This is a genomic window from Peptoniphilus ovalis, assembly GCF_018919265.1.
Classification (GTDB): Bacteria; Bacillota; Clostridia; order Tissierellales; family Peptoniphilaceae; genus Peptoniphilus_A; species Peptoniphilus_A ovalis.
The window spans coordinates 12,574-26,231 of sequence record NZ_JAHLQO010000005.1 but is presented as its reverse complement, the minus strand read 5'-3'; the positions used below and the strand labels follow the sequence as shown (position 1 = coordinate 26,231).

Here is a 13,658-nt window from a genome sequence, read left to right as displayed (position 1 = left end):
TTATGAAAGCTGTACTTATAAATGATTTAAAATTATATAAGACTCAAGCTATATCCTTCTTATTAATCACAATTTTTGTAATTATAATAAATTTTTATCTTCATGGATTAACAATTTCATCTAGTTTAATAAATTATATTTTTATATTGACTCTAATAATTAGAGCAGAAATAGTATTTTCAGATAACTATAGTGATCTAGATAAATTTTTGATAATGCCAATATCAATAAATGAATATATTAAGTCAAAGATAATAAAAAATACTGTTGTATTTGTTATATCATCAGTAGTTTTTGCAATTATATTATTATCATTAGATGAAATGCCTAAATCTCTAATAAATTTTTATTTTTTAAATTTTTTAGCAGTTGATTTTGTATTAATGACCTTTTTTCACATATTGCTGGTAAAATTTAAAAAAAGATTTATAGGATTACTTTATTTTTTATTATTGAATTTAATTGGATTTGCATTAATGTTTTTTAATTTAATAGACTATAGATTAACATCAGTTTTAATATCAGCATTAGTTATATTACTTTCATTATATTTAGATTATAGACTTTCTAAAGAAATTTTAAAGGAGATGAAAGAATGAAAGCCGTACTTTTAAACGACTTTAAAATATTAAAAAAATCAATTGCAGGTTATTTATTTGTTATATTTTTAATATTTATATTATCATTCTTTATTATAGGAACATCAGATAGCGTATTTTTTATAAATTGGATTGCAATTATGATTTTAAGCATGAGAAATAGTGTTATATTTGATGAAAAGTTTGAAGATTTTGAAAAGTTTATGACCATGCCAGTTTCAATTGAAGAATATTCACTTGCTAAAATATTAAAAAATTCAAAGGTACTTTTCATAAGCTATATATTTCTCATAGCCTATGTATTTATAACTAATAAAAATTACTTTCCAGCAGCAATGGCTTTTATGGCACTTGATATTATGCTAATTAGTTTCTTTCACATACTTTATACAGATAATATTAAATTGATATTAGTAATAATTTATACAGTTTTATTGGTTTTAGTAGGATCTATATTAGTATTTAATTGGCAAAATTTTCTTGAGTATAAATACATGACTATTATAATCTCAATAATCTTTGGAATATTTTCAATTTATTTAGATTATAAATTTTCTACAAACTTATTGAAGGCGAGGAAAGAATGAAAACTTTATTATTAAATTCATATAAAATTAAGAAAAAACAAATAATATATTATTTTATTTTCATTGCATTATTAATCTTAATAAAAACTTTGGGAATGAATATAGATTCACTTAATATTTTAGCAGGAGAGAACTTTTCTGTAGTATTTGTAACTATAACATTGTTGCATTTTGCATTATTTTTAATAGCAGATAATAATTTAATCGTAGATAATTCAAATTCATATCTACTAATGTTAAAAAATTCAAGAAGAGATTTATTAAACTGGAAATTTATTGAGACATTTATAATTTTTGTTATTAATATTTTGACAATATTTTATCTAATGCATGATATAAATATACATGGATTAAATAAATCTCTTGGATTATTAATAATTTTGACATTCATGTCCTATTATTTAATATTAATTCCATTGAGCATGAAATTTGCAAAAGATAGTGCAGTACCAACACTAATCACATTTGCACCAGCACTTATTCCTTGGATGGATAAAATTGGATTAGATCCAGTTTCAAAAGTAATCGAGTTTTATGAAAACACAAATAAAATAATTCCTTTTGCTTTATTGATATTGTATCTAATTTTGATTTATGTAATCTCTCTTGGAATAATCAATAACAAAGATTTCTAAATTAATTACTAATGAAAAGGCTTCTATATTAAAGAAGTCTTTTTTATTTCACTTCATTTGTGATAGAATTAAAACTGAATTTATAAGGAGGTTTTATTTTGAATTCTAGTTCAGGCTTTTTAGAAAAGACTTTCTCTCTAAGGGAGAGAAATACTAATGCCAAAACTGAGTTTATGGCAGGGCTTACAACTTTTATGACAATGTCGTATATTTTAGTTGTAAATCCAAATATGTTAGCTGAAGCAGGAATGGACAAGGGCGGAGTTTTTACAGGCACTATTTTAGCATCTATTATTGCAATGATTTTTATGGGTTTATTTGCCAATCTTCCCTTTGGACTTTCTGCTGGTATGGGTCTTAATGCTTTCTTCACATACACTGTAGTTCTTAGCATGGGTCATCCTTGGTCTTATGCACTTACTGCTGTATTTTTAGAAGGTATTATTTTTATTGTAATGAGCTTTTTTAACATTCGTGAAGCGATATTTACATCTATACCGATGTCACTTAAAAATGCAGTTTCTGTAGGGATTGGACTATTTATTACTTTAGTTGGTCTAATTTCAGCAGGTATTATCGTAAACAATGATGCTACTCTTATTGCTCTTGGAGAAATTGCTTCAAGACCATCTCTTGTATTTATTGTAACTTTAATGATAATGGCATTTTTAACTGCAAAAAATGTAAAAGGAGCACTTCTATATGGAATTGTTGCTGGTACAATTTTAGCACTTGTATTAGGAGTAACTCATTTCCCAGAAGGAGGAATATTATTCTCATTACCACCATCAATTAAAGATGTTGCTTTTAAACTTCATTGGAAAAATATTTTCACTTTTGATATGTTTTCAGTAATGTTTACATTTTTATTTGTTGATTTATTTGACACTGTAGGAACTTTAACAGGAGTTGCTACAAAGGCAAACTTAATTGATGAAGATGGAAATCTTCCCGGAGTTGGACGTGCACTTTTATCTGATGCAATTGGTACAGTTGTGGGAGCACTTCTTGGAACAAGTACAGTTACTACATTTGTTGAATCTGCATCAGGAGTTGCTGATGGTGGTAGAACAGGACTTACTGCAATATCTTGTGCATTTTTCTTTTTCTTATCACTATTCTTATTCCCAATATTCTCAATAGTGCCAGCTCAAGCAACATCAGCTGCACTTGTAATGGTTGGATTATTTATGATAAGTCCAATTAACTTAATAAAACTTGACGATTATACTGATTCTGTGCCAGCATTTTTAACAATTGTAACTATGCCTTTTGCATATTCAATTGCTGAAGGAATTTCAGTTGGTATGATTTCTTATGTTATCTTAAAAGTTGCAACAGGAAGACACAAAGAAGTGAGCCCTGTAATGTATATTTTAGCTTTAATATTTACGCTAAGATATTTAAGACCACTTTTACCATTTTAAGGATTAAATTGAAAAATTCATAAATCTTGATTTATTGAATTGTTAAGCCCCCTTTAGTATAATATTAATATTGAGGGGGTCTTTTTTTATGAAAAATTTGAAAAAAATATTTTTATCTATATTATTATTTTCTCTGCTTACTATAAATGTTTTTGCAGCAGAAGATATTCAAGTAGTCCTTGAACAGCCCGCTGTTTCTCAGGCAAAAAGTGGGGATGTACTTAAATATAATCTAGTTATAAATCTTCCTAAAAATTTCAAGGAAAAATATTCTTCTTTTTCTGTAACTCTCCTTTTAGATAAATCACTTGATGTTGAAAAAACTAAAATGGTTAAAGGTGAAGAAGTTAAAGGAAAGTTAGATGTTAGAACTACTACTATAAAGGGCAAGGGACAAAATATTGTAACTGTAAATGCCAATGATTTATCAATTATAAAAGATAATGAGCTCAATCTTGAAATTCAAACTAAGGTAAAGGAAGATGTTACAAACTCAAATCTTAAAAATTCCTTTGTAATTAGTTATGTTGATAAAGGTGGAGATTCTAAAAGTGATCAAAAGAATTTAGAATCATCTACTAAAACTCAAAATGGAGTTTTAAAAATAAAGGATGTCTACACTGATTCTAAAAGCATAATAGGTCAAACTGAAAAAAATGCAAATGTTAGAATTGCCATTGACAGAAAAGTTTATGATGAGATTAAAGCCGACAAAAATGGAAACTTTGAAGTTGCGATTAATAATCTCAAAGAAGGAACTCTAATTAGAATAGTTTCAGAAACTAAAGATAAAAATGCAGCTTTAGAGTATATTGTAAAACCAAAGGTAGAAGCTAATAAGTCTAAAGAGCTTGTTAAAGAAGATAATTCTGACAAAACTGAAAATAAAAATGAAAATAATTCAGTAGTTAATAATAAGGAAGAAAATTATACAGACATATATTCAACTATTAAAAGCTTAGAAAAATTAAATGATTATGTTGATTTTGCAAAAAATCTTTCAACTGCAAAGGCAACTAATAAAAATGAAAAGAGATTAAAGGCAGCTATTGCTTCAGCTGAATATGTAATTGTAAAGACAGAAGTTTCAACTGAAGAAATTGAAAAATCTCTTGATGAACTGACAAAATCAATAAATATTGTAAGAAGACCCTATATGACAGGAATTTCTGAGAAAAAATTTGCTCCTAATGAAAAAATTACAAGAGCACAAGCAGCATCAGTATTAAAGAGAATAATTGATCCTAATGCAAAGGCCAATGATAGCACTAGCTTTAGAGATGTAAAAAAGAATGCATGGTACTATGATGATATAGTATTTATTGAAAAAAGAGGTCTTATTTCTGGATATGAGGACGGAACTTTTAAACCAGAAAATGCCATGACTAGAGCACAATTTGCTCATTTAATTAATAATTATCTAAAACTTGAAGAGGGAAATAATCCAATGAACTTTTCTGATGTTAAGAAAAATCACTGGGCATCAAAGGCGATTAACACTCTTTCAAGCCATGGAATAATGGTTGGAGATAAAAATAAATTTAATCCAGACAAGAACATTACAAGAGCAGAAGCTGCTACTATTTTTAATAAAATACTGGATAGAAAAATTAACGAAAGTTTTCTTGATAAATACGCAAAGAATACCTTTGAAGATGTAAATAGAAAACAATGGTTTTATTATCAAGTTTTAGAAATTACTGCTAAATAGAAAGGATGAACAAAATGAAAGAAGTAAGAGTTAGATTTGCACCATCTCCAACAGGATATCTACACATTGGAGGACTTAGAACTGCACTTTACAATTATCTATATGCAAAGAAAAATGGCGGCAAGTTTTTACTTAGAATAGAAGATACAGATAGAACTAGATATGTTGAAGGGGCAATTGAAAATTTAATTGAATCTCTTGAATGGGCTGGCATCACTCATGATGAAGGTGTATTTGTAAAAGATGGAGAAATCGTAGACGTAGGAGATGCAGGACCTTATATCCAATCTCAAAGACTTCCAATTTATCAAAAATATGTAGATGAATTAATCGAGAAAGGACATGCGTACTACTGTTTCTGTACTAAAGATAGACTTGACTCACTTCGTGAAGAACAAAGAATAAAGGGACAAGTTCCTAAGTACGACGGACTTTGCAGAAGCATTCCAATTGAAGAAGCTAAAAAGAGAATTGAAGCTGGCGAAGAATATGTAGTTAGACTTAAACTTCCAAAGGATAAAAACATAACTTTCAATGATGCAGTTCGTGGAAAAGTTACAATTAACACTGATGAAATTGACGATCAAGTTCTTATGAAATCAGATGGATTCCCAACTTATCACTTAGCAGTAATTGTTGACGATCATCTAATGGACATAACTCATATTGTAAGAGGAGAAGAATGGCTTGCATCAACTCCAAAACACGTATATCTATATGAATGTTTTGGATGGGAAGCACCAGAATTTGTTCACCTTCCAACAGTTTTAAATAAAGATAGAAAGAAACTTTCAAAGAGACAAGGCGATGTATCTGTTGAAGACTTTAGAAATAGAGGATATTTGCCAGAAGGCCTTGTAAATTATCTTGCCCTTGTTGGTTGGTCTCCAGAAGATGGCGAAGAAATCATGACTCTTGATGAAATGGTTGAAAAATTTAGCTTCGATAGAGTTGGTAAGAGCGGTGGAATATTTGACACAGATAAATTAAACTGGGTTAACTCACACTATATTAAATCCTACGATTTAGATAAACTTGCAGAACTATCAATACCATTTGTAGTAAAATCAGGTCTTATCACTGAAGAAGAAATAAGAAATAACTTTGAATGGTACAAGGTTTTAATCGACACTGTTAGAGAGGGGATTGACAAGTTAGAAGATATTCCAGAACATATTTCTTTCTTATTTGGAGATATTGAAATCACAGAAGATGCAGCAAAAGAAGAACTTCAAGCAGAGCATGTACCGGCACTTTTAGATTCCTTTATTAAAATTGTAAAATCTCACGATGAAATAGATTTAGAAGTAGCCAAGGGACTGATGAAAGAAGTTCAAAAAGATTCTGGAGTAAAGGGCAAGGCACTTTACATGCCAACAAGAGCAGCAATATCAGGAAATGTTCACGGACCAGATATGTCTAATATAATTTATCTACTAGGAAAAGATAAACTTATAGAAAGAGCAGAAAAAATTAAAAATTCACTATAGTAGAAAACCCAGCATTATTCGCTGGGTTTATTTTTTATCTTATTTAGCATGTATAAAATTCTGATGAGTAGGTATATTTTTATAATTTGTGGGATTGAGTATATTAAAATACTCTTGAGTATTCTCATGACCTCTGTATAATTTTCCATAAAATCACCTATCATTATAAATTTCCTTTAATTTTTGCAATATTAAAATTAAAATTATTATTTCAATTATATTAAAAATCACATAGGGATTTAGAAAGGTTAAAAATTTAATAATTTTAGCCATAATCTCGCCACCTTTTTATTGATTTATCATAGTATATTACAAAAAAAACTAAAATCAAATAATTTAATATACATTTATTATAAATACTTACTATAAATGTTACATTAATTATTTTATGGTATAATCTAATTGATAAAAAAGACGAAAATCATTTAAGAGGTGTAATGTGAAAAATACTATTAGAGATTTTGATTTTAAAGATAAAACAGCACTTGTAAGAGTGGATTTTAATGTACCTATAAAGGATGGAAAAGTTACTGGTGACGACAGAATTATAAAAGCGGCTGATACTATAAATTTTCTAGTTGATGCTGGAGCTAAAGTTGTACTTATAAGTCATCTAGGTAGACCCAAGGGAGAATACAAAGAAGAGTTATCTCTTGCACCAGTTGCAAAAAGAGCAAGTGAAATACTAAATAAAGACGTCAAATTTATTGCATCTAAAGAAGTTGTAGACGATAAAGTTGTAGAAGAAGTTAAAAATTTAAAAAGTGGAGAAATTGCTCTTCTAGAAAATTTAAGATTTGTTAAAGGTGAAGAAGCAAATGATAAAGACTTTTCTAAGAGACTTGCATCACTTGGAGATATTTTTGTAAATGACGCCTTTGGAACTGCTCACAGAGCTCACGCTTCTAATGTTGGAGTTGCAGAGTTACTACCATCATGTGTTGGATTTTTAGTTGAAAAGGAAGTCAAATACTTTGACGAGGCTTTAAAAAATCCTGAGAGACCTTTTGTTGCAATTCTTGGCGGTGCAAAAGTTTCAGATAAAATCGGAGTAATTGAAGAACTTCTTAAAAAAGTTGATAGCCTTGTAATTGTTGGAGCAATGGCAAATACTTTCTTAAAGTCCAAGGGTCTTGAAGTTGGCAAATCTCTTGTAGAAGATGACAAGTTAGATCTTGCTAGAGAGATTATGGCAAAGGCTATTGAAAATCATGTTAACTTAATACTACCTCAAGATGTTATCGTAGCACCTGAACTTTCGGAGGATTCCAAGGGAGAACTTAAGGAAGTTGAAGACGTTGATTTAGAAGACATGATTTTAGATATAGGAAAAGAAAGTTTAGAAGACATAAAAAATGAACTTGAAAGTGCAAAGACTGTAATTTTAAATGGACCTTGTGGAGTTTTTGAAATTGAAGAATTTTCACATGGAACAATTGAACTTGCAAAAATCTTAGCAAATATTGATGCTACAGTTATTGTAGGCGGAGGAGATTCTGTTGCTGCAGTTGAAAAGGCAGGAGTTGAAGATAAACTAACTCACATTTCAACAGGAGGCGGAGCAAGTCTTAAGATGCTTGAAGGAAAAACTTTACCAGGTATAGAGGCAGTTAGTGATAAAGAATGAGAAGAAAATATATTTGTGGAAATTGGAAGATGAATAAAACTTCATCTGAAGCTAGAAAATTTGCTAAAGATTTAAATAATTCTGAATTTAAAAATGTAGATGTATTAATTGCACCTTCCTTTGTGACACTAGAATCTTTAAGAAAAGAATTAAAAAGCGAAATAGAAATTGCAGCTCAAAATATCTCTCAATACGAAAATGGAGCCTACACTGGTGAAGTTTCTGCAGAAATGTTAAAAGATATTGATGTAAATTCTGTAATTATAGGACATTCAGAAAGGCGCGAGATATTCAAAGAATCAAATGAAATAGTAAATGAAAAAGTTAAAAGAGCAATATCTGAGGGGCTTAAAGTCATACTTTGCCTTGGAGAATCAGAAGAAATAAGAGAAAAAGGTAAAGAAGTTGAATTTGTAAGAGATGAACTTCTTGCATCTCTAAAAGATATAAAGACTCTTGAAAACATTACAATTGCCTATGAGCCAATTTGGGCAATTGGAACAGGTAAAACTTGTAATTCTATTGATGCTGAAGAAATGTGTAAAGAAATTAGAAATACATTGATAGAAGAATATACTGAAGAAGCAGATTCAACAAGAATTCTATACGGCGGATCAGTTAAACCTGAAAACGCAGTTGAAATTCTATCAAAGGAAAATATTGATGGAGTTCTTGTTGGAGGAGCTAGTTTAAAATCTGAAGATTTTATTGAAATTATAAAAGCGGGAGAAAATTTATGAAACCAGCTATGCTAATTATTTTGGATGGATTTGGAAATAGAGATAAAGTAAATGGAAACGCCGTAAAAATGGCTAACACTCCAACAATTGACTCTCTTAGAAAAACTTGTCCATACACTGAAATTTTTGCCAGCGAAGAATATGTTGGACTTCCTCATGGCCAAATGGGTAACTCAGAAGTTGGACATTTAAACATAGGCGCAGGTAGAGTGATTTATCAAAATCTTACAAAAATAACTAAGTCAATTGAAGATGGCGAATTTTATGAAAATAGTGAATTTTTAGAAGCTACAGAAAATGCAAAGAAAAATAATTCAAAACTTCATTTAATTGGACTTCTTTCAAAGGGTGGAGTTCATTCACACATGAATCACTTAAAGGCACTTGTGGAACTTGCAAAGAGAGAAGGACTAAGTGAAGTTTATATTCATGCAATTACAGATGGTCGTGATGTTTCGCCAAATGCAAGTATAGAAGATATAAAAGAATTCCAAGATGACATTAAAGAAATTGGAGTAGGTAAGATTGCCACAATTTGTGGAAGATACTTTGCAATGGATAGGGACAATAGATGGGAAAGAACTAAGAAATACTATGATAACATAGTTTCTGATGAATACCTTGTAGAAGAAAATATTCTAGATTATATAAAGAATTCCTACGACAAAAAAGTAACTGATGAATTTTTAGAGCCAGCAAAATTTGTAGAAGGCTCAGAAATTTCAGAAGGCGACTCAGTTATAATTTTTAATTTTAGACCAGATAGAGTTAGACAAATTACAAGAGCTCTTGTAGATGATAACTTTAACGGTTTTGAAAGAGAAAAAATTGGAAACTTAAAAGTTGTAACAATGACAGAGTACGATAAGGAAATTAAAAATAAAGTTGTTGCCTTTAAAGATGAAATTCCAAAAAATACTTTGGGCGAAATCTTAGAAAAAAATCACATCAATCAACTTAGAATTGCAGAGACAGAAAAATATGCACACGTTACATTTTTCTTTAACGGTGGACGCGAAGTTCCATTTAAAGGGGAAGACAGAGTTTTAATTCCATCTCCAAAAGTTGCAACTTACGATTTAAAGCCGGAGATGAGTGCAATTGAAGTTACTGCAGAAGTAGTTGAAAGAATTAAATCGGAAAAATATGGAGCCATAATTTTAAATTTTGCAAACCCAGATATGGTTGGTCACACTGGAGATTTAGATGCTGCAATAAAAGCAGTTGAAACAGTGGATTATGAGCTTAGAAAAATTTTAGATGCTTTGGATAAAGTTGGTGGAGTAGCAATAATTACTGCAGACCATGGAAACTGTGAGCTTATGATAGATGATAATGGAAATGTTATTACATCTCACAGTATAAATCCAGTTCCACTATTTTTATACGGAATGGATAGAAAACTTAGAAGTGGCGGAGCACTATGCGACATTGCACCTACAATTTTAGAAATTTTAAATATAAAAAAACCAGAGGAAATGACTGGAAGAAGTTTATTTGAGGAGGAAGTAAAATGAGCTTAATCACAGATGTCTATGCAAGAGAAGTCCTTGATTCAAGGGGAAATCCTACAATTGAAGTAGAAGTTTTAACAGAATTTGACGGTTTTGGATCTGCAATAGTTCCATCAGGAGCATCGACTGGAATTTATGAAGCAGTTGAATTAAGAGATAAAGATGAAAGATACCTTGGAAAAGGTGTTGAAACTGCAGTAAGAAATGTTAACGAAATAATTGCTGAAGAACTAGTATTTGAATACGATGTGCTAGACCAAGTTGCAATTGATGAACTTTTAATCGCACTTGATGGGTCTGACAACAAGGGTAAACTTGGAGCAAATGCAATTTTAGGAGTTTCACTTGCAGTAGCTCGTGCAGCAGCAGATGAACTTGGACTTCCATTTTATCAATACATTGGAGGAGTTAACGCAAAGACACTTCCAGTTCCAATGATGAATATATTAAATGGTGGCGAACACGCCGACAATAATGTGGATATTCAAGAATTTATGATTATGCCAGTGGGAGCAAAATCTTTTAAAGAAGCACTAAGAATGGGTTCAGAAGTTTATCACTCTCTAAAAGATGTTTTAAAAGAAGCTGGACTTTCAACTGGAGTAGGCGATGAAGGTGGATTTGCACCAAACCTTGATTCTAACGCAAAGGCACTTGATGTAATTGTAGAAGCAATCGAAAAAGCAGGATACAAATCAGGAGAAGATATAGTTCTTGCAATTGATGCTGCAGCAAGTGAATTCTATGATAAAGATAAAAAAGAATATTTCTTAAAGGGCGAAGATAGAAAGTTAAACTCTGAAGAAATGGCAAAATATTATGAAGAACTTGTAGAAAAATATCCTATTTATTCAATTGAAGATGGACTTGATGAAGATGACTGGGAAGGTTGGAAAATCTTAACAGATGCAATTGGAGATAGAGTTCAACTTGTTGGAGACGATTTATTTGTAACTAATACAAAGAGACTTCAAAGGGGAATCGAAGAAAAAGTTTCAAATTCAATTTTAATCAAGTTAAATCAAATTGGAACACTCACAGAAACTCTTGATGCCATTGAACTTGCAAAGAGACACAATATGACTGCAATTATTTCTCACAGATCTGGAGAAACTGAAGACACAACAATTGCGGACTTGGCAGTTGCAACAAATGCTGGATTTATAAAAACTGGAGCACCTGCAAGAAGTGAAAGAGTTGCAAAATACAATGAACTTCTAAGAATTGAAGACGAACTTTACACTATGGCAAAATATCCGGGCAAAGATGCCTTTTATAATTTAAAATGAAAATAATATTTATAAGACATGGCGAAGCGGAAATCTTTGCAGATGATGACTTCGAAAGAAAACTAACAATTGCTGGAAAGCAAAAATTAGAAGCAACTTTTGAAGAATTTGCCGAGGATTTAGAAGATAAAGAAAGCTATGTGATTTACTCATCACCACTTAGAAGAGCAAAGGAAACTGCAGAAATTTTATCTCGCCATTTAGAAAAAGATTATGAAGTTAAAAACTTCCTTGCAGGAGGAAGAATTGAAGATATAATCAAAACACTTGAAAGGGAAAAAAATTATATCTTTGTGTCACATGAACCCTTTATATCAAATTGGATCTATCAACTCACTGGAGAAGTGAAAATTGTATCAAGGGGAAGTATTCATAAAGTTGAAGTAAAATAAATCAGTCCTAAGGGGCTGATTTTTTAATATTCAAAACTTGTAATTAAATATAATAAAATATATAATGACTTGAGTAAAAGGCTCAAGTCTTTTTAATTTTTATGAATGGAGATTTTAAATGAAAACTTCTTATATACTTATGATTATTACAATTCTATCAAAAGTTTTTGGTCTTCTTCGTGAGAAGGCTCTTGCATACTTCTTTGGAGCTGGAATAATTGCAGATATTTTCTTAATCGCTTTTCAGCTTCCAATGACTTTTACTAATGTAATAAGTGGAGCTGTTGCCAATGGTTATATTCCAATGTATGACAAAATTAGACAAAGAGAAAACAAAAAGAGCGCTGATGATTTCACATCGAATCTTGCAAATATAATTATGCTAATTTTTATTATAATTACAATTATTTCTATAATTTTTGCAAGACCTCTTGTAAAGTTAATGGCTGAAGGTTTTACAGGGGAGAAGCTAGACCTTGCGGTTTTTGTTTCAAGAGTTGCAATGCTTTCTATATCTGTAACTGCAACAAGTTCAATTTATAAAGCATACTTACAAATTCATGAGAAGTTTATAGTTTCAGTTCTTCACTCAATTCTTATGAATGTAATTATAATTGCTGCAATGGCAGCTTCGTATAAGCTTGGAATTAACTATCTTGCAATTGGAATATTTCTATCTTTCACACTTCAATATGTAATTTTTATTCTTCCAATTAAAAGTACTGGTTACAGATATAGATTAAAAATAAATTTTGCAGATAAAAATATTAAGAAGATGTTTTATCTCATTCTTCCAATTTTAATTTCAACATCTGCAATTGAAATTAACTTTATGATTTCTCGTTCCCTTTCATCGGGATTATTTGCAGGTGGAATTTCAATTCTTAACTACGCATATAAGCTCCAGGGATTTGTTACAGGAATTGTTGTAACATCAATTATTACTGCAACATATCCTAAGCTGGCAAACTTTGGATCTAAAAAAGATTTTCTGAATTTAAATAAATCACTTAGAGAAGGGCTCTCAAATATGCTTCTTCTTGTAATTCCAGCGGCCTTTGGACTTTACGCATATTCTCTACCAATTGTTAATTTATTATTTGTAGGTGGAGAGTTTACACTTGATGATGCAAGAATTACTGCAGTTGTACTATCTTTCTATGCCTTTGGAGTAATAGGAATTGGAGTTCGAGAAATTTTATCAAGAGTTTTTTATTCAATTTCTGATAACAAGACCCCCCTAATAAATTCTGTTTTAATCGTTGGAATAAATATTATACTTAGTTTTATTCTTTCAAAATTAATGGGAATAGAGGGACTTGCCCTTGCAACTACAATCTCTTTTATAATTGGAGCGATTACAATTTATCTTCCATCTATTAAATACATTGGAAATGTCTTTGACAAGAAACTCGTAACAAATATTATTAAAATTACAATTTCTTCTATTATAATGGCAGTTGGCTCAAAAGTATTTTACAATATGCTATTTGACAGGCTTGGAAGTAATTTATCTCTACTTATTTCCATCGTAATGGCTGGAGTTATTTATCTTTTACTTTTAATAATTCTAAGAGTAGATGAGATTAAAGAAATATTTAATCTAATTTTTGAAAAGATTGGGAAAAAGAGAATTTAGATAAGACT

Annotated in this window: 12 protein-coding genes; all 12 read left to right on the top strand. The window is 30.2% G+C overall.

What is annotated here, in order from left to right:
* Positions 1-2 precede the first annotated feature (2 nt).
* Positions 3-599, top strand: coding sequence for a hypothetical protein (locus tag KQI68_RS07605; RefSeq protein ID WP_216549538.1), 597 nt, complete (start codon positions 3-5; stop codon positions 597-599).
* Positions 596-1,186, top strand: coding sequence for a hypothetical protein (locus KQI68_RS07600; RefSeq protein WP_216549537.1), 591 nt, complete (start codon positions 596-598; stop codon positions 1,184-1,186). Before KQI68_RS07605 ends, KQI68_RS07600 begins: the two co-directional genes overlap by 4 nt.
* Positions 1,183-1,821 carry a hypothetical protein gene (locus tag KQI68_RS07595; RefSeq protein ID WP_216549536.1) on the top strand — a complete coding sequence of 213 codons (639 nt, stop codon included), beginning with the start codon at positions 1,183-1,185 and terminating at the stop codon, positions 1,819-1,821. Before KQI68_RS07600 ends, KQI68_RS07595 begins: the two co-directional genes overlap by 4 nt.
* Before the next feature lie 98 nt (positions 1,822-1,919).
* Complete coding sequence (locus KQI68_RS07590; protein ID WP_216549535.1) at positions 1,920-3,248, top strand: NCS2 family permease; 1,329 nt, start codon at positions 1,920-1,922, stop codon at positions 3,246-3,248.
* Positions 3,249-3,336: 88 nt separating this feature from the next.
* The gene (locus tag KQI68_RS07585) at positions 3,337-4,959 is read left to right on the top strand and encodes an S-layer homology domain-containing protein (protein ID WP_246541274.1); all 1,623 of its coding nucleotides are present in this window, start codon (positions 3,337-3,339) and stop codon (positions 4,957-4,959) included.
* 14 nt (positions 4,960-4,973) lie between these two features.
* A complete protein-coding gene (gene gltX / locus KQI68_RS07580) occupies positions 4,974-6,449 on the top strand; it encodes a glutamate--tRNA ligase (protein WP_216549534.1) in 1,476 nt (491 codons plus the stop codon).
* A gap of 439 nt (positions 6,450-6,888) precedes the next feature.
* Positions 6,889-8,076: a phosphoglycerate kinase gene (locus tag KQI68_RS07575; RefSeq protein WP_216549533.1), complete on the top strand. Its 1,188-nt coding sequence runs from the start codon at positions 6,889-6,891 to the stop codon at positions 8,074-8,076.
* Positions 8,073-8,816, top strand: a complete 744-nt coding sequence (gene tpiA, locus KQI68_RS07570) for a triose-phosphate isomerase (RefSeq protein WP_216549532.1) — start codon at positions 8,073-8,075, stop codon at positions 8,814-8,816. Before KQI68_RS07575 ends, tpiA begins: the two co-directional genes overlap by 4 nt.
* Positions 8,813-10,333 (top strand): 2,3-bisphosphoglycerate-independent phosphoglycerate mutase, encoded by a 1,521-nt coding sequence (gpmI, locus tag KQI68_RS07565; protein ID WP_216549531.1) that lies wholly within the window; start codon positions 8,813-8,815, stop codon positions 10,331-10,333. Before tpiA ends, gpmI begins: the two co-directional genes overlap by 4 nt.
* A complete protein-coding gene (gene eno, locus KQI68_RS07560) occupies positions 10,330-11,619 on the top strand; it encodes a phosphopyruvate hydratase (protein ID WP_216549530.1) in 1,290 nt (429 codons plus the stop codon). Before gpmI ends, eno begins: the two co-directional genes overlap by 4 nt.
* Positions 11,616-12,011: a SixA phosphatase family protein gene (locus KQI68_RS07555; protein WP_216549529.1), complete on the top strand. Its 396-nt coding sequence runs from the start codon at positions 11,616-11,618 to the stop codon at positions 12,009-12,011. Before eno ends, KQI68_RS07555 begins: the two co-directional genes overlap by 4 nt.
* Positions 12,012-12,129: 118 nt before the next feature.
* A complete protein-coding gene (gene murJ, locus KQI68_RS07550; protein ID WP_216549528.1) occupies positions 12,130-13,650 on the top strand; it encodes a murein biosynthesis integral membrane protein MurJ in 1,521 nt (506 codons plus the stop codon).
* The last annotated feature ends 8 nt before the right edge of the window (positions 13,651-13,658 follow it).

Bases quoted from the DNA above. Each gene is read 5' to 3' on its own strand.
- KQI68_RS07605 (WP_216549538.1), top strand. From the start codon at position 3: ATGAAAGCTGTACTTATAAATGATTTAAAATTATATAAGACTCAAGCT.
- KQI68_RS07600 (WP_216549537.1), top strand. From the start codon at position 596: ATGAAAGCCGTACTTTTAAACGACTTTAAAATATTAAAAAAATCAATT.
- KQI68_RS07595 (WP_216549536.1), top strand. From the start codon at position 1,183: ATGAAAACTTTATTATTAAATTCATATAAAATTAAGAAAAAACAAATA.
- KQI68_RS07585 (WP_246541274.1), top strand. From the start codon at position 3,337: ATGAAAAATTTGAAAAAAATATTTTTATCTATATTATTATTTTCTCTG.
- gltX (WP_216549534.1), top strand. From the start codon at position 4,974: ATGAAAGAAGTAAGAGTTAGATTTGCACCATCTCCAACAGGATATCTA.
- tpiA (WP_216549532.1), top strand. From the start codon at position 8,073: ATGAGAAGAAAATATATTTGTGGAAATTGGAAGATGAATAAAACTTCA.
- gpmI (WP_216549531.1), top strand. From the start codon at position 8,813: ATGAAACCAGCTATGCTAATTATTTTGGATGGATTTGGAAATAGAGAT.
- eno (WP_216549530.1), top strand. From the start codon at position 10,330: ATGAGCTTAATCACAGATGTCTATGCAAGAGAAGTCCTTGATTCAAGG.
- KQI68_RS07555 (WP_216549529.1), top strand. From the start codon at position 11,616: ATGAAAATAATATTTATAAGACATGGCGAAGCGGAAATCTTTGCAGAT.
- murJ (WP_216549528.1), top strand. From the start codon at position 12,130: ATGAAAACTTCTTATATACTTATGATTATTACAATTCTATCAAAAGTT.